Annotated in this window: 16 protein-coding genes; 15 read left to right on the plus strand and 1 reads right to left on the minus strand. The window is 72.1% G+C overall.

Translation table 11 applies throughout. The features are described from left to right. Window positions 1-56: 56 nt before the first annotated feature. Together AC1ROY_RS28130 and AC1ROY_RS28135 are read left to right on the plus strand one after the other, a co-directional pair. Window positions 57-2,144 (plus strand): PAS domain S-box protein, encoded by a 2,088-nt coding sequence (locus AC1ROY_RS28130; protein WP_493152245.1) that lies wholly within the window; start codon window positions 57-59, stop codon window positions 2,142-2,144. Next, the gene (locus AC1ROY_RS28135) at window positions 2,141-2,782 is read left to right on the plus strand and encodes a response regulator transcription factor (protein WP_493152246.1); all 642 of its coding nucleotides are present in this window, start codon (window positions 2,141-2,143) and stop codon (window positions 2,780-2,782) included. The genes AC1ROY_RS28130 and AC1ROY_RS28135 overlap by 4 nt, the downstream gene beginning before the upstream one ends. A 99-nt stretch (window positions 2,783-2,881) precedes the next feature. Here AC1ROY_RS28135 and AC1ROY_RS28140 read toward each other — a convergent pair whose 3' ends face one another. Next, window positions 2,882-3,334, minus strand: coding sequence for a response regulator transcription factor FixJ (locus tag AC1ROY_RS28140; protein WP_493152247.1), 453 nt, complete (start codon window positions 3,332-3,334; stop codon window positions 2,882-2,884). A 292-nt stretch (window positions 3,335-3,626) separates the two neighbouring features. Here AC1ROY_RS28140 and AC1ROY_RS28145 point away from each other — a divergent pair, with 292 nt between their 5' ends. The 13 genes from AC1ROY_RS28145 (at window position 3,627) to AC1ROY_RS28205 (ending at window position 15,005) form a co-directional block, all read left to right on the plus strand. Next, window positions 3,627-4,316, plus strand: a complete 690-nt coding sequence (locus AC1ROY_RS28145) for a helix-turn-helix domain-containing protein (RefSeq protein WP_493152248.1) — start codon at window positions 3,627-3,629, stop codon at window positions 4,314-4,316. An 89-nt stretch (window positions 4,317-4,405) separates the two neighbouring features. Then, window positions 4,406-5,485, plus strand: coding sequence for a zinc-dependent alcohol dehydrogenase (locus tag AC1ROY_RS28150; protein WP_493152249.1), 1,080 nt, complete (start codon window positions 4,406-4,408; stop codon window positions 5,483-5,485). A gap of 45 nt (window positions 5,486-5,530) precedes the next feature. Then, window positions 5,531-6,244, plus strand: coding sequence for a CBS domain-containing protein (locus AC1ROY_RS28155; protein WP_493152250.1), 714 nt, complete (start codon window positions 5,531-5,533; stop codon window positions 6,242-6,244). 9 nt (window positions 6,245-6,253) lie between these two features. After that, window positions 6,254-6,982: an urease accessory protein UreH domain-containing protein gene (locus AC1ROY_RS28160; RefSeq protein ID WP_493152251.1), complete on the plus strand. Its 729-nt coding sequence runs from the start codon at window positions 6,254-6,256 to the stop codon at window positions 6,980-6,982. A 60-nt stretch (window positions 6,983-7,042) separates the two neighbouring features. Then, window positions 7,043-8,533 carry a cytochrome-c oxidase, cbb3-type subunit I gene (ccoN, locus tag AC1ROY_RS28165; RefSeq protein ID WP_493152252.1) on the plus strand — a complete coding sequence of 497 codons (1,491 nt, stop codon included), beginning with the start codon at window positions 7,043-7,045 and terminating at the stop codon, window positions 8,531-8,533. Window positions 8,534-8,546: 13 nt separating this feature from the next. After that, the gene (gene ccoO, locus AC1ROY_RS28170; protein ID WP_493152253.1) at window positions 8,547-9,281 is read left to right on the plus strand and encodes a cytochrome-c oxidase, cbb3-type subunit II; all 735 of its coding nucleotides are present in this window, start codon (window positions 8,547-8,549) and stop codon (window positions 9,279-9,281) included. Between the two features lie 9 nt (window positions 9,282-9,290). Next, window positions 9,291-9,443 (plus strand): cbb3-type cytochrome oxidase subunit 3, encoded by a 153-nt coding sequence (locus tag AC1ROY_RS28175; RefSeq protein ID WP_493152254.1) that lies wholly within the window; start codon window positions 9,291-9,293, stop codon window positions 9,441-9,443. An 11-nt stretch (window positions 9,444-9,454) separates the two neighbouring features. Then, entirely contained in the window at window positions 9,455-10,333 is an 879-nt protein-coding gene (ccoP, locus tag AC1ROY_RS28180) for a cytochrome-c oxidase, cbb3-type subunit III (RefSeq protein ID WP_493152255.1), read from the plus strand. 5 nt (window positions 10,334-10,338) lie between these two features. Further along, on the plus strand, window positions 10,339-11,832 hold the full coding sequence (ccoG, locus tag AC1ROY_RS28185; RefSeq protein WP_493152321.1) for a cytochrome c oxidase accessory protein CcoG: 1,494 nt from the start codon (window positions 10,339-10,341) through the stop codon (window positions 11,830-11,832). Next, window positions 11,829-12,302 carry a FixH family protein gene (locus AC1ROY_RS28190; protein WP_493152256.1) on the plus strand — a complete coding sequence of 158 codons (474 nt, stop codon included), beginning with the start codon at window positions 11,829-11,831 and terminating at the stop codon, window positions 12,300-12,302. Before ccoG ends, AC1ROY_RS28190 begins: the two co-directional genes overlap by 4 nt. Further along, a complete protein-coding gene (locus AC1ROY_RS28195) occupies window positions 12,299-14,659 on the plus strand; it encodes a heavy metal translocating P-type ATPase (RefSeq protein ID WP_493152257.1) in 2,361 nt (786 codons plus the stop codon). Before AC1ROY_RS28190 ends, AC1ROY_RS28195 begins: the two co-directional genes overlap by 4 nt. Then, complete coding sequence (gene ccoS / locus AC1ROY_RS28200) at window positions 14,656-14,832, plus strand: cbb3-type cytochrome oxidase assembly protein CcoS (RefSeq protein ID WP_493152258.1); 177 nt, start codon at window positions 14,656-14,658, stop codon at window positions 14,830-14,832. The genes AC1ROY_RS28195 and ccoS overlap by 4 nt, the downstream gene beginning before the upstream one ends. Beyond that, window positions 14,808-15,005 carry a hypothetical protein gene (locus AC1ROY_RS28205; RefSeq protein WP_493152259.1) on the plus strand — a complete coding sequence of 66 codons (198 nt, stop codon included), beginning with the start codon at window positions 14,808-14,810 and terminating at the stop codon, window positions 15,003-15,005. The genes ccoS and AC1ROY_RS28205 overlap by 25 nt, the downstream gene beginning before the upstream one ends. The last annotated feature ends 29 nt before the right edge of the window (window positions 15,006-15,034 follow it).

The following is a 15,034-nucleotide window of genomic DNA, read 5'->3' on the forward strand; positions in this document are numbered from 1 at the left end:
TGCTCCGGAGCGTCTGTGATCGCATTCTTCGCCTGCGCTGAACCTGGCTTCGCCTGATGAATGATTCTCCCGAGGTGCTGGACCTTCGCGCCTCTTCGGCCGCCGCCCCGGCAGCTGGCCTTGTCCTGTCCCTGCTGCTGGCCTCGGGGGTGCTGGTGGCGATCGCCTTGCTGTTGGCCGGCACCTGGCTCACCTGGAGCGGCGTGTGGTGGCAGGCCGGCCTCGGGATCGCGGCCGCGCTGATGGTGCTGGGCCTCGCTGCCCTCGCCGTCCTGCGCTCGCGCGACGCCGCCGCGGCACGGGCAGGCGAGGACCGCGGCCGCGCCTTCTCCGCCGTCGCCCGGGAGGGCATGGCGATCCACGACCACGACCGCATCCTGGACGCCAACGGGGCCTTCTGGCGGATGTTCGGCCATGCCTCGCGCGAGGCGGTGATCGGCCGCCACCCGCTGGACTTCATCGAACCTTCGGCGCGGCCCGAGGCCCGCTCGCGCATGGAGGAGGAGCGGACCGAGCCGTACGAGACCACCGGCCTCCGGGCCGACGGCACGGTCTTCCCGGCCGAGTTCCAGGGCCATCCGATCCTCCACCGGGGACGATGGATGCGGATCGGCGTCGTCCGGGACCTCACGCAACAGCACGCTGCGCTGCGGCGGAATGAGCCGCGCCTGCGCCAGACGCTTGCGACGATCGACCTCGGCGCCTTCATGGCACGCCGGCCGGACGGCACCATCACCTCCTGGTCGGCCGGCTGCGAGCGCCTCTACGGCTGGAGCGCCGAGGAGGCGCTGGGGCGCGTCTCGCACGAGCTCCTCGGCACCGTCTTCCCCGAGCCGCTGGCGGAGATCGAGGCGGCGCTGGCGAAGGACGGCGAATGGACCGGTCTGCTGCGGCAACGCACCTGCGCCGGCGAGGAGGTGGCCGTCGCCGTGCACAAGGCCCTGCAGCGCGACGAGGCGGGCGGGCCGGCGACCATCCTGGAATCCATGGTGGACGTCACCGGCCAGCAGCGCGCCGAGGCGCAGCTCCGCTCGATCCTGGAGACGGTGCCGGACGCCATGATCGTCATCGACGAGCGTGGCGTCATGACCTCTTTCAGCAGCGCGGCGGAACGCCTCTTCGGCTGGAAGGCCGCCGAGGTGATCGGGCGCAACGTGTCCATCCTCATGCCCAATCCGGACCGCGCCCGGCACGACACCTACCTCTCGCGCTACCTCGCCACGGGCGAGCGGCACGTCATCGGCCTGGGGCGCGAGGTGACCGGCCAGCGCCGCGACGGCACGACCTTCCCGATGGAGCTGTCCGTGGGCGAGGTGAACGCCGGCGGGCACCGGCTCTTCACCGGCTTCGTGCGCGACCTCTCCGAGCGGCAGGAGCAGCAGCAGCGACTGCAGTCGGTCCAGTCGGAGCTCCTGCACGTCTCGCGCCTCAGCGCCGCCGGCGAGATGGCCTCGGCCCTGGCGCACGAGCTGAACCAGCCGCTGACCGCGATTGCGAGCTCGGTGCGGGCGGCGCTCCGCATGCTGCAGGACATGCCCGATTCCGACGCCCTGCCGCCCCGCGTGGTGGAGGCCATGGAACGCGCGGCGGGGCAATCGCTGCGCGCGGGCCAGATCGTCCGGCGGCTGCGCGAATTCGTGCTCAAGGGCGAGGTGGAGCGCCAGCTCGTCGACCTGTCGCAGCTCATCGAGGAGGCCGCTTCCCTCGCTTTGGTGGGCGCGCGGCAACTCGGCGTGCACGTGACCTTCCGGCTCGATCCGGGCCCGATCGCGGTGGTGGTCGCTCCCATCCAGATCCAGCAGGTGCTGCTCAACCTGATCCGTAATGCGATCGATGCCATGACGGAGACGGCCGAGGGCGCGCGGCGGGAGATGGTGATCTCGAGCTCGCGGCCCGACGCCTCGAGCGTCGAGGTGGCAGTCACGGATACCGGGCCTGGCCTGGCGCCGGAGGTCGCGGCCAAGCTCTTCGAGCCCTTCGTCACGACCAAGGCCGGCGGGATGGGCGTCGGCCTCTCGATCAGCCGCTCGATCATCGAGACGCATGGCGGGCGGCTCTGGGCGCAGCCCAACCCGGTGGGCGGCACCATCTTCCGCTTCACGCTGCCGGCTGGGCCGGCGATCTCCGGAGACCAGCCCTCATGACCACCAGCGCGGCGGTGCACGTCATCGACGACGACGAGGATGTGTGCTGGGCGATCGAGACGCTGCTGCTCTCGGCGAAGCTGCCGGTGCGGACCTGGCCCTCGGGCCTGGCCTTCCTCGAGGGGCTGCCGTCGCTCGATCCAGGCGACGTGGGCTGCGTGCTCACCGACGTGCGCATGCCGGGGATGGACGGCGTCGAGCTGCTGCGCCGTCTCCGGGGATTGGGCTTCTCGCGCCCGGTGCTGGTGATGACCTCGCATGGCGACATCGCCCTGGCCGTCGGCGCGATGAAGGCCGGCGCCTTCGAGTTCCTCGAGAAGCCCTTCGACGACGAGGCGATGCTGTCGGCGGTGCGTGCCGCCCTTGCCATGAGCGAAGGCCGGCCGGCGGCGCGCGAGGAAGCTCGCCCCGAGATCGCCGACGCGGCGGCGCGGATCGCGACCCTCTCGCCGCGCGAGCGCGAGGTGCTGGACCTCGCGATGGAAGGCAAGTCGAGCAAGGTGATCGCGCACGAGCTCGGCCTCAGCCCGCGCACGGTGGAGGTGCACCGCCTGCGCCTCATGGCGCGGCTCGGCGTCGGCAGCCTGGCCGAGGCCGTGCGGCTCTCGGTGCTGGCGGAGCTCAGCGGTGGGGGCTAGGGCAGGTCCCGGTCAGACCGCTTCGTCTGATCGGGTGAAGATGCCCGGAAGATAAAAGCCTAGAGGTTTTGGAGTGAGCCTGAGCGAACGGAAGAAACTCTAGGGCAGCGCCAGCGCCTGCCGGGCCATCCGCAGCACTTCGTCCACCTTGAACGGGTCGACGAAGGCGACGCCGGCCTGGGGGGCCGGGGCAGGGGGCCGCCGGTGCGACGGCGCCGTCAGCACGATCAGCGACACCGGCTGGCCGTCCCGCGCGATGCGCCGGGCCAGCGCCTCCGTATCGACCCCGCGGGCCTGCTCCTCCTCGATCACGACACAGTGGCGCGGGGCTCCCGGCATGCGGCTCATCACGCTCAGGAAGGCGGGCAGCACGCAGAAGGCCTTGGCCGGCATGCCTTCCGCCTCCAGCAGCAGGACCAGCGCGCGGCGCACCGCGGCGTCGGAGCTGATGATGGAGACCAGCACCTGCCCATCCTCCACGGAACGCGCGGCGCGGCAGCCGCAGACATGGTCGTCGGCGGCACCGAGCGGGCAGGGCGGGAGTGCCGTCATCGCCCGCCCTGCGGCGGGGGGAGGCAGCGCCAATGGGCGGCGAGAAGCAAGGCGGAGGCCTCCGTGCGGTTGCGATCGCCTGGCGCCCGGAGGCCGGTCTTCGCGGGAAGCCCGAAACCTAGGATCGCGCGCGTCCGCCGCCCTGACCTGGATCAGTGCGTTTCCGTCACGGGCGTCCCGGCCGTTGCGTAGATCTACGCTGCGTAATTCCACGCGAGTGAATTTCCCAGATTTTCCGATCCCCGCGGGGCCTCTACGCCTGGGTCATCACGTTCCAGCAGGGAGCATCCCGATGCAGACCATCGCCGCCCGCAGCACCGCCCTGGCCTTCCCCTTCCCTGTCGTCGCGAAGGCGGCCGCAGCCGCCGCGACGCCCGCGCATCTCCCCGGCCGCCCGATGCGGCTGCTGCGCGGCGAGCCGGTCTATGCCGAGGGGGCCGCGGCGCGCGATCTCTACAAGGTGGTCTCCGGCTGCATCCGCACCTACCGCTTCCTGCCGGACGGCCGGCGCATGGTCGCCTCCTTCGCCCTGCCGGGCGAGGTCTTCGGCCTCGACGGCTCCGGCGCGCATCGCTTCTCCGCGGAGGCCATCACCGAGGCCGTCGTGATCGCCTTCGCGCGCAAGGAGATCGACGACTGCGTGGACCGCGAGCCGGGCGCGGCCCATTCCTGGCAGGCCTATGCGCTGGAGAAGCTGTCGGCCGCCGAGGACCGGTGCCTCCTCCTCGGCCGGATGTCCGCGGCGGAGCGCGTCGCGAACTTCCTGCTGGACGTCGAGAGCCGCAGCCTGCAGGGCGCCGGCCTCATCGACCTGCCGATGTCGCGCTACGACATCGCCGACCATCTCGGCCTGACGGCGGAGACGGTCAGCCGCATCCTGACCAGCTTCCGCAAGCGCCGGATCATCGCCGACCAGGGCCTGCATCGCGTGAAGCTGCTCGATCGCGACGCCCTCGAATCCCAGGCCGACGGCGGGGAGTGAGGCGCTCGGGGCGCCGGTCCTGATCCGGATCAGCGCGCGTACCCTCTGCGTCTGCCAGCCTCGCTTCCAGTCCAACGGGAGAACGGCACATGGCGAAGATGATGCGTGCGGCGGTGGTGAGGGAATTCGGCCGGCCGCTGGTGATCGAGGAGCGCCCCGTGCCGACGCCCGGCCCCGGCCAGATCCTCGTGCGCCTCGCCGCGACGGGCGTGTGCCACACCGATCTCCACGCGGCGCGCGGCGACTGGCCCGTGAAGCCGAAGCTGCCCTTCATCCCCGGCCATGAGGGCGTGGGCACGGTGGCGGCGGTCGGCGCCGGCGTCCGCCGCCTGCGCGAGGGCGACCGCGTCGGCATCCCCTGGCTGCACAGCGCCTGCGGTTACTGCCCACAATGCCGCACGGGCTGGGAGACGCTCTGCGGCGACCAGAAGAACTCCGGCTACTCGGTGGACGGCAGCTTCGCGGACTACGCGCTCGCGGACCCGAACTATGTCGGCCGTCTCCCGGACGGGCTGGAGATGGGCCCCGCCGCGCCGCTGCTCTGCGCCGGCGTCACCGTCTACAAGGGCCTGAAGGAGACCGAGGCCCGGCCGGGCGAGTGGGTCGTCGTCTCGGGCGTCGGCGGGCTCGGCCACATGGCGGTGCAATACGCGAAGGCGATGGGCCTGCATGTCGCGGCCGTCGACGTTCATCCCGAGAAGCTCGCGATGGCGCGGCTGCTGGGCGCCGACGCCGCGCTCCAGTCGGGCGATGCCGAGGGCGCGGCGCAGTTCCTGCGTGCGACCGGCGGTGCCCATGGCGCGCTGGTCACCGCCGTCGCGCCCAGCGCGATCGAGGAGGCCTTCGGCCTGCTGCGCGCACGGGGCACGATGGCGATCGTGGGCCTGCCGCCGGGCCGCTTCTGCCTGCCGATCTTCGACACCGTGCTGAAGCGGATCACCGTGCGCGGCTCCATCGTCGGCACGCGCCAGGACCTCGAGGAGGCGCTGCAGTTCGGCGCCGAGGGCAAGGTCCGGGCGCGCTTCTCCTGGGGCGAGCTGGGCGACATCAACGGCGTCTTCGTCCGGATGGAGCAGGGCCGGATCGACGGTCGGGTCGTGCTGGCGCTCGACGGCCCGGTGCCGCGGATCGAGGGATTGCGCGCCGCTGATCTGGCGCAGGGCGCCTGACGCCGCGCCTGGTCCAAACAGGCACACCCACCAGGGAGAAGCCCGATGATCGAGACACCGCTTTTCGCCCGCGATCTCATGACGAGGGAGGTCGTGACCGTGCGTCCCGACCTGCCGGTCACGGCCCTGACGCGGCTGCTCGCCGAGCGCGGGATCTCCTCGGTTCCCGTAATCAAGGCCTCGGGCGAGCTGGCCGGCATCGTGACGGAGGCCGACCTCCTGCGTCGCCTCGCCGCGGAGGAGGACAAGCCGACCGGCTGGTTCGGCCGCCTATTCGGCGACGTGAACGCGCAGGCGGAGCGCTATGCGCGCACGCACGGCATCCTGGCGCAGGACGTCATGACGACCGAGCTGGTCACGGTGGATCCCGACGCCACCGCCGCGCATTGTGCGCAGCTGATGGAGCAGCACCGGGTCAAGCGGCTGCCCGTGCTGCGCGACGGCCGCCTCGTGGGCGTCGTCTCGCGCGCCGACCTGCTGCGCGCGGTGCTGGCGCCGCCGGACCGGGTCGGCGACGGCGCGTCCCGCGACGCGCTTATCCGTGACGCGCTGCGGCTGGAGATGCGCGAGCAGCCCTGGACGAACAGCGTCTACATCTTCGCGGACGTGCAGGACGGGGTGGTGACGCTGCACGGCTTCATCCGCTCCGACGAGGTGCGCCGCGCGATGCGCGTGCTGGCCGAGCGCATCGAGGGCGTCCGCCGCGTCGAGGACCGGCTGGAGCCGCCGCCCGTCATCCTGGTGGGCGAGGTTCTCTGACCGCCCCCCATGTTCGCCGATTGCCTGCATGACCTGACCGCGCTGGGCGCCCATGGCGTCCTCGCGCTGGTGGGGGCGATGCTCGTGGCGGGGCTCGCCGGCGGCGCCACGCATTGCGCGGGCATGTGCGGGCCCTTCGTGATCGCGCAGATGGCGGGCGACCCGCCGGGCGGGCGGCTGGCCCGCCTCGTCGGGCTGCAGCTCCTGCCCTACCACCTCGGGCGCGGCGTGGGCTACGCGGCGCTGGGCGCGGCCGCCGGCGGGGCCGTCGGACTGGCCTCCTTCGGCATCTCGCGGGGATTGCTCGCGGTGCCGCTCGCGCTGGCGGCCGTGCTGATGTTCGTCCAGGCCGTGGCGAGCCTGCCGCTTCCCGCGTGCTGGCGATTCCATCTCCCGTCTCTTCCGCTGCCCGCCTTGGCGTTGGCGGGCCGCCTTTTGCATGCGCCGCCCGGGCCTGCGCGCGGCTTCCTGCTGGGCCTGGCGCTGTCGGCGCTGCCCTGCGGCCTGCTCTACGCGGCGCTGGCCGCCGCGGCAGCGAGCGGCAGCGCACTGGCCGGCGCGCTCGCCATGCTGGCCTTCGTGGCCGGCACCATCCCCGCGCTCGCCGGCGTCGCGTTGCTGGGCCGGTTCTTCGGCCGCCGCTTCGGGCGCGGGATGCGCCTCGCCGGCGGCGTCGCGCTGCTCTTCAACGGCGCCGTCCTCACCGCCCTCGCCCTGCGCGTCGCAGGCTCGGCCTGATGCAAATCAGGGCCGCCGCGCCGCCGATATCCGATCAGGAAGCCATGCCAGGAGTTCCCCATGCCCAATGACGTGACCACGGCGGAGGATGCGCCTCCCGTTGCCAGGGCCCTCGCGCGCCCGCAGCCCATCTATGTCGATGCGCCCCTCAGGGCCTTCGCGATCGCCACCATCTTCTGGGGCATCGCGGGCTTCCTCGTCGGCGTGTACATCGCCTTCCAGCTCGCCTTCCCCGTGCTGAACCTCGGAATCGAATACACGACCTTCGGCCGGCTGCGCCCGCTGCACACCTCGGCGGTGATCTTCGCCTTCGGCGGCAACGCGCTGCTGCTGACCAGCCTCTACGTCGTGCAGCGCACCTGCCGCGCGCGGCTCTTCGGCGGCGACGACGCGGGCTGGTTCCTCTTCTGGGGCTACAACTTCTTCATCGTGATCGCCGCCACCGGCTACCTGCTGGGCGTGACGCAGGGCAAGGAATACGCCGAGCCCGAATGGTATGCCGACCTCTGGCTGACCTTCGTCTGGGTCGCCTACCTGGTCATCTACGGCGGCACGATCCTGCGGCGCGAGGAGCCGCACATCTACGTGGCCAACTGGTTCTTCCTCGCCTTCATCATCACCGTCGCCGTGCTGCACCTGGGCAACAACATCGCGCTGCCGGTCTCGGTGTTCGGCGCCAAGTCCTACGGCGCCGCGGCCGGCGTGCAGGATGCGATGATCCAGTGGTGGTACGGCCACAACGCGGTGGGCTTCTTCCTGACCGCGGGCTTCCTGGGGATGATGTACTACTTCGTCCCGAAGCAGGCGGAGCGGCCGATCTACTCCTACCGCCTGTCGATCGTGCACTTCTGGGCGCTGACGTTCCTCTACATCTGGGCCGGCCCGCACCACCTGCACCACACCGCGCTGCCCGACTGGGCGCAGACGCTGGGCATGGTGTTCTCGATCATGCTGTGGATGCCCTCCTGGGGCGGCATGATCAACGGCCTCATGACGCTCTCCGGCGCCTGGGACAAGCTGCGCACCGACGTCGGCCTGCGCTTCTCCGTCGCCGCGCTGGGCTTCTACGGCATCGCGACCTTCGAGGGGCCGGTGATGTCGATCCGCGCCGTCAACTCGCTGTCGCACTACACCGACTGGACGATCGGCCACGTGCATTCCGGCGCGCTCGGCTGGAACGGCTTCATCACCTTCGGCGTGTTGTACTGGCTCGTGCCGCGCCTCTGGGGCCGCACCGCGCTGTGGTCGACCCGCCTCGCGAGCTGGCACTTCTGGATCGCGACGCTGGGAATCCTTCTCTACATCACCTCGATGTGGGTGTCGGGCATCATGCAGGGCCTGATGTGGCGCGCCTACGACCATCTCGGCTTCCTCCAGTACTCCTTCGTGGAGACGGTGGCCGCGATGCATCCCTACTACGTGATCCGCGCGACGGGCGGCGTGCTCTACCTGACCGGCGCCCTGCTCATGGCCTACAACCTGTACCGCAGCGTGCGCGCCCCCCAGGAGGAGCCGCACGGCATCCTCCCGGCCGCGTCCGTGGCCGCCTGAGGAGCTGCACCCCATGTTCGGAATCCGATTCAGCCACAGCCGGATCGAGCGGAACCTCATCCTGCTCGGCGTGCTGACGCTGATCACCATCTCGATCGGCGGCCTGGTCCAGGTCATCCCGCTCTTCACCATCGAGAGCACGATCGAGCGCGTGGGCGGCATCCGCCCCTACACGCCGCTTGAGCTCGCCGGCCGCGACATCTATCTGCGCGAGGGCTGCTACACCTGCCACAGCCAGATGGTGCGCCCCTTCCGCGACGAGCGGGAGCGCTACGGTCACTACAGCCTCGCGGCCGAGAGCATGTACGACCGCCCCTTCCAGTGGGGCAGCAAGCGCACGGGGCCGGACCTCGCGCGTGTCGGCGGCCGCTACTCGGACGAGTGGCACGTGCTGCACCTCCGCGGCCCGCGCGACCTGGTTCCCGAGAGCGTCATGCCCGGCTACGCCTTCCTCGACCGTCCGCTGAGCTACGCCAACATCGGCGATCGCCTGGCGACGCTGCGCAGCCTCGGCGTGCCCTACACGGAGGCGATGGTCGCCAATGCCGCCGCCGACCTGGAGGCGCAGGCCCGGCCGGCCGAGGACGGCACGGCCTTCGCCTCGCGCTACGCCCGCGCCCGGCAGATGGACCCCGACGGCAACGCCCGGGCCGTCACCGAGATGGATGCGGTCGTCGCCTATCTGCAGATGCTCGGCACCCTCGTGGACTTCTCCGAGGTCACGCCCGAGCGGCTGCGCCAGCAATAGGAGGCCACGATGGACATCCACCAGCTGCACAGCCTGCTGACCACCGCCTGGGTGGTCTGGTTCTTCATTCTCTTCGCCGGGATCGTGGGCTGGGCCTTCCGGCCGTCCCGTCGGGAGCAGTTCGAGCGCGCGCGGCAGATTCCCCTGCGCGACACCGAATAGGACACGGCGAGATGGACGACCACACCGAACGCGACGCCGTCACCGGCACTGCCACCACCGGCCATGAGTGGGACGGCATCCGCGAGCTCAACACCCCGCTGCCCAAATGGTGGCTCTGGACCTTCTACGCGACGATCGCCTTCGCCGCGGTCTGGGTCGTGCTCTACCCGGCCCTGCCGATCACGGGCGCCACGGGGCTGCTCGGCCACACCACGCGCGGGGCCAGCGAGCGCGACCGCGCCGAGCAGGCCGCGACGGCCGAGCCCATGCTGGCGCGGCTGCGGGAATCGACCCCCGCGCAGATCCTCGCCGATCCGGACCTCCGGGCCTTCGCCATGGCCGGCGGCCGCGTCGCCTTCGCCAACACCTGCGCCGCCTGCCACGGCGCGGGCGGGCAGGGGGCGCCGGGCTTCCCGACCCTGGCCGACGACGAATGGCTCTGGGGCGGGCATCTCGACGAGATCGAGCAGACCATCCGCCACGGGATCCGCGCGCCGGACGACGACAACACGCGCAACTCGCTCATGCCGCGCTTCGTGGCCGATGGCATGGTGACGGCGGCGCAGGCGAACGATCTGGCGGAATACGTGCTCTCGCTGACCGGGCGCGACACCGACGGGGCCGCGGCCGCGCGCGGCGCGCCGCTCTTCGCCGAGAACTGCGTGAGCTGCCATGGCGAGCGTGGGCAGGGCAACCGCGAGCTGGGCGCGCCGCGCCTCGACGACCGTGTCTGGCTCTACGGCGGCGACAAGGCGAGCATCCTGCGCACCATTGCCTTCGGGCGCGGCGGCGTGATGCCGGCCTGGGAGCGGCGGCTCGACCCCGCCACCATCCGGATGCTCACCACCTACATCTACAGTCTGGGCGGCACTGAAGCCGGCGCGCCGTGAGCAAGATGGACAAGCCCGGGGCCTTCGTGCCCGACGACCGCGACCAGCCGCTCTACACCGACCGCGTGCGGGTCTATCCGCAGGCGGTCCGCGGACCGGTGCGGCGAGCGAAATGGGCGATCCTGATCGCCTGCCTGGGGCTCTACTACCTGCTGCCCTGGCTGCGCTGGGACCGTGGGCCGGGCCAGCCGGACCAGGCCGTGCTCGTGGACATGGATCGCGGGCGGCTGTTCTTCTTCCAGCTCGAGATCTGGCCGCAGGAGGTCTACTACCTCACGGGCCTGCTGCTGCTGGGCGCCATCGCGATCTTCGCGGCGACCGCGCTCTTCGGCCGCGTCTGGTGCGGCTTCACCTGCCCGCAGACGGTCTGGACCGACCTGTTCATGTGGGTCGAGCGCGGGATCGAGGGCGACCGCAACGCTCGCATGCGGCGCGACCACAAGCCGCATTGGTCCGCCTCCGACTGGGGCCGGAAGATCGGCAAGCATGCTGCCTGGATCGCCATCGCCGCGGCCACCGGCGGCGCCTGGGTGATGTACTTCACCGACGCGCCGGCGCTGGCGCGCGACCTTCTCGCCTTCGATGCCTCGACGACCATCCTCGGCTTCGCGGGCCTCTTCACGCTCACCACCTACGTGCTGGCCGGCTGGGCGCGCGAGCAGGTCTGCACCTACATGTGCCCCTGGCCGCGCTTCCAGGCGGCGATGCTGGATTCCGAGAGCTTCGCCGTCACCTACCGCGCCTGGCGCGGCGAGCCGCGCGGCAAGGCGCATGACAATGCCGCCGGCGCCTGCGTGGACTGCCAGGCCTGCGTGAACGTCTGCCCGACCGGCGTCGACATCCGCGAGGGCATGCAGCTCGCCTGCATCAATTGCGGGCTGTGCATCGACGCTTGCGACAACATCATGGAGAAGCTCGGCCGCGCGAAGGGGCTGATCGGCTTCGAGACCATCGGCAACCTCGCTGCTGCCGAGGCCGCGACCGCCGCCATGGCCCCCGGCCCCGCGCGCGCTGCCGCCGGCATGGAAGCGCGCCACAAGGTGCGGCTGCTGCGCGTTCGGACCTGGGTCTATGCGGCGGCGATGGCGGGAATCGTGCTGGCCATGCTGACCGGCCTCGCGCTCCGGCAGCCGGTCTCGCTGGAGGTGCTGCGCGACCGCGCGCCGCTCTATGTCCGCCTCGCCGACGGCGGCGTCCGCAACAGCTACACGCTGAAGCTCTCCGACCGGCGGCATGCCGCGGAGGCGCTCGCCGTGGCCGTGGAGGGCCTGCCGCCCGGCACCGCCTGGCAGGTCCTGGACGGCACGCGCGAGGACGCGGCCGGCCATCCGCTGGTCGAGACCCGGCCGGACAGCGTGGCCGAGTTTCGCCTCTTCGTCACCACGCCCGCCTATGCGCTGCCGGCCGAGGAGGGCACGCCGGTGACGGTCCGCCTGCTCGCGCCCGGCGAGGTCACGCGCGCCACGGCGACCACCAGCTTCCTGAGGCCCCGATCATGAGCGCGACATCTCCCGCCCCGCGCGGCCGCTGGATTCCCTGGGTCTTCGTCGCCGGCTTCGGCGTGGTGATCGCGGTGAATGCGGTGCTCATCACGGCGGCCGTCAGCACCTTCACCGGTACCACGACGGCCGGCGCCTATAATCGCGGGCTCGAATACGGCGAGGTCCTGGCGGAAGCGGCCCGGCAGCGCGCGCTCGGCTGGCGTGGCACGGTGCTTCGCGCCGACGCGGCGGTGCTGGTCTCGCTCCGCCTGCAGGACGGCACGCCGCTTCCGGCCGATGCGATCGTCACCGGCGTGCTGCAGCGCCCGCTGGAGCGTACGGTGCTGCCGTTGGACTTTCAGCCGATCGGCCCGGGCGGTTGGCGCGCAAGCGTTGAAGCGCCCATCCCGGGCGCCTGGGAGGCCGTGCTGACCGTGACGCGCGGTCCGGACCGCTTCGAGCTGCGCGAGAGGCTGACCTTCCCGTGACAGCCCTCCCGACCCGGATCGAAGCCGAAGCGCCGCGCGCCTCCACGGCCGCTTGCGCGCATTGCGGCGCGCCGGTCCCGGCCGGCGGTGGGCGCTTCTGCTGCGCGGGCTGCGAGGGCGCGGCCGCGCTGATCTCGGGCCTCGGCCTCGACGCCTTCTACCGGCGTCGCGAGAGTGTCGCGGCCGATCTGCGCCCCGTGCCGCTGCCCCCCGTCGACTTCGCCGCGCGTGCCATCCCCACGCGCGGCGGCGCGGAGCACAGCCTGGAGCTCATGGTCGCGGGTCTCACCTGCGGCGCCTGCGTCTGGCTCGTGGAGCAGGCGCTGGCCATGGAGCCGGACGTGCTCCGCGCCCGCGCCAGCCTCTCGGTGCGGCGGCTGACCGTGACCTGGCGCGGGCCGACCTCGCGGGCGGAGGAGCTGGCCGGCATCGTGGCGCGGCTCGGCTTCCGCGTGGCGCCTTGGTCCGCCGCCTGCCTGCGCGCGACGGAGGATGCCGAGGAGAAGACTCTGATCCGCGCGCTCGGCCTCGCCGCCTTTGGCGCGTCGAACGTGATGATGCTGTCCGTCGCTGTCTGGGTCGGCAGCGACATGGGCGAGGCCACGCGCGCATTGATGCATTGGCTTGCCGCGCTGATCGCGATGCCCGTGGTGTTGGTCGCGGGCATGCCCTTCTACCGCTCCGCCTTCGCCGCCCTGCGCGCGGGGCGGATCAACATGGACATGGCCGTCTCGCTCGGCGTGCTCGCGACCACGGCGATGAGCCTTTCGGAAGCGTTGCGCAACGGGCCCTTCACCTGGTTCGACGGGGCGACCGCTCTGCTGGCGCTGCTGCTCGCCGGCCGCGTGCTGGATCGTGCCGCGCGCCGCCGCGCGCGCCAGGCCTGTGCGGAGCTGATCGCGCTGCAATCAGCCGAGGTCACGCGGCTGGATGCCGACGGCACCGCGCATCGCATCGGCGCGGAGAACGTGCGCGTGGGCGAGCGCCTGCTGGTCGCGCCCGGCGAGCGCCTGTCGCTCGACGGCGTGCTGGAGGTGGGGGAGGCGCTGCTCGACACCGCCGCGATCACCGGCGAAAGCCTGCCCCGCCGCTTCGCTGCCGGCGGCGCGCTGCCCGCCGGCGCCGTCAACCTCGGCGCGGCGCTGGTTCAGCGCGTGACGGCCGTGGCCGCCGAAGGCTCGCTCGCCGCCGTGTCGCGGCTGCTGGAGCGGGCCGAGCAGGCACGCGGCCGCTACGTCTCCATCGCCGATCGGGCGGCGCGGATCTACGTGCCGGTCGCGCATGTCGTGGCGCTCTGCACCTTCCTCGGCTGGTGGCTGGGCGTGGGGCTGCCGTGGCAGGCGGCGCTGGTACCGGCGGTGGCCGCGCTCATCGTCACCTGCCCCTGCGGCCTCGCCATCGCGGTGCCGGCCGTGCAGGTGGTCGCCGTCGGCGCGCTGTTCCGGCGCGGCGTGCTGGTGGGCTCGCCGACCGCGCTGGAGCGGCTGGCGGCCTGCGACGTGGCGGTGCTGGACAAGACCGGCACGCTCACGGCCGGCCATCCCGAGCTGCTGCCCGATCCGGAGCGTCCAGTTGGCGCGCTGGAGGCCGCAGCGGCGCTGGCGGCGAGCAGCCGGCATCCGCTGGCCCGCGCCCTTGTCGCGGCCTGTCCGGCGCCGGTGCACGCGGCCGGCGATGTCGTGGAGATCCTGGGCGCCGGCCTGCTGCACGGCGTGGAACGGCTGGGCAGCGCCGGCTTCTGCGGTATCGAGGCGACGGCGGAGGCCGGTCCGGCGCTGTGGTACCGCGCCGATGCCAAGGCCGTGCCGGTGGCCTTCCGCTTCGCCGATCCGCTGCGCCCGGACGCGCGGCAGGCGGTTGAGGCGTTGCGGCGTCTCGGCCTGCAGGTGGAGCTGCTCTCCGGCGACGCGCCCTCGGCCGTGGCCTGGGCGGCCGAAGCCCTCGGCATCCCTGACTGGCGCGCGGCCGCCACGCCCGCCGACAAGGCCGCTCGAATCGAGGAGCTCCGCGGGCAGGGCCGCCGCCCGCTCATGCTCGGCGACGGAATCAACGACGCGGCGGCGCTGGCCCTCGCGCACGCCTCGGCCAGCCCGGCGGGCAGCACCGACCTCGCGCAGGCGGCCTCCGACCTTGTGCTGCGCGCCGAAGGGCTTTCCGCCCTGCCGGCCGCGATCCGCACCGCCCGCCGGGCGCAGGCCGCGGCGCGCCAGAACATTGCCTTCAGCCTGGCCTACAACCTCGTGGCCGTGCCGATGGCGGTGCTTGGCTTCGTCACGCCGCTGCTCGCGGCGGTGGTGATGGCGACGTCCTCGCTCGCGGTCATTCTCAACGCGCTCCGCGCGGGGAGGGATTCATGAACGCCCTTGCATTGCTCGTGCCGCTGGCCCTCGGGCTCGGGCTCCTCGCGCTGATCTTCTTCGGCTGGACGCTGCGGAACGGCCAGTACGAGGACCCCGACGGCGCCGCCGCCCGCATCCTCTTCGATGACAACCAGGAGACCCCCAAATGCCCGCCATCGGATTCCCCCTGAGCCGCCTCGTCTACCTCGCCGGCTCCTTCATCCTGGCCATTCTCGGCCTCTTCGTGATCGCGCATTCGGTGGATGTCGGCATGACCGTCTTCGGCACCGCGCTGACGCTCGTCAGCCTCGGTTTCGGCCTCTTCATCGTGAAGCGCGGCGCGGATTCGCTCTGGGGCCATTGACGGAGTTCCAGGGGCTCAAAGGCCCCCCG

Source organism: Roseococcus sp. GW821-FHT12F05 (genome assembly GCF_058806835.1).

Bases quoted from the DNA above. Each gene is read 5' to 3' on its own strand.
- AC1ROY_RS28140 (WP_493152247.1), bottom strand. From the start codon at position 3,334: ATGACGGCACTCCCGCCCTGCCCGCTCGGTGCCGCCGACGACCATGTC.
- AC1ROY_RS28145 (WP_493152248.1), top strand. From the start codon at position 3,627: ATGCAGACCATCGCCGCCCGCAGCACCGCCCTGGCCTTCCCCTTCCCT.
- AC1ROY_RS28205 (WP_493152259.1), top strand. From the start codon at position 14,808: ATGCCCGCCATCGGATTCCCCCTGAGCCGCCTCGTCTACCTCGCCGGC.
- ccoG (WP_493152321.1), top strand. From the start codon at position 10,339: ATGGACAAGCCCGGGGCCTTCGTGCCCGACGACCGCGACCAGCCGCTC.
- AC1ROY_RS28135 (WP_493152246.1), top strand. From the start codon at position 2,141: ATGACCACCAGCGCGGCGGTGCACGTCATCGACGACGACGAGGATGTG.
- AC1ROY_RS28175 (WP_493152254.1), top strand. From the start codon at position 9,291: ATGGACATCCACCAGCTGCACAGCCTGCTGACCACCGCCTGGGTGGTC.
- AC1ROY_RS28130 (WP_493152245.1), top strand. From the start codon at position 57: ATGAATGATTCTCCCGAGGTGCTGGACCTTCGCGCCTCTTCGGCCGCC.
- AC1ROY_RS28190 (WP_493152256.1), top strand. From the start codon at position 11,829: ATGAGCGCGACATCTCCCGCCCCGCGCGGCCGCTGGATTCCCTGGGTC.
- ccoN (WP_493152252.1), top strand. From the start codon at position 7,043: ATGCCCAATGACGTGACCACGGCGGAGGATGCGCCTCCCGTTGCCAGG.
- AC1ROY_RS28160 (WP_493152251.1), top strand. From the start codon at position 6,254: ATGTTCGCCGATTGCCTGCATGACCTGACCGCGCTGGGCGCCCATGGC.
- AC1ROY_RS28150 (WP_493152249.1), top strand. From the start codon at position 4,406: ATGGCGAAGATGATGCGTGCGGCGGTGGTGAGGGAATTCGGCCGGCCG.
- ccoS (WP_493152258.1), top strand. From the start codon at position 14,656: ATGAACGCCCTTGCATTGCTCGTGCCGCTGGCCCTCGGGCTCGGGCTC.
- ccoP (WP_493152255.1), top strand. From the start codon at position 9,455: ATGGACGACCACACCGAACGCGACGCCGTCACCGGCACTGCCACCACC.
- AC1ROY_RS28155 (WP_493152250.1), top strand. From the start codon at position 5,531: ATGATCGAGACACCGCTTTTCGCCCGCGATCTCATGACGAGGGAGGTC.
- ccoO (WP_493152253.1), top strand. From the start codon at position 8,547: ATGTTCGGAATCCGATTCAGCCACAGCCGGATCGAGCGGAACCTCATC.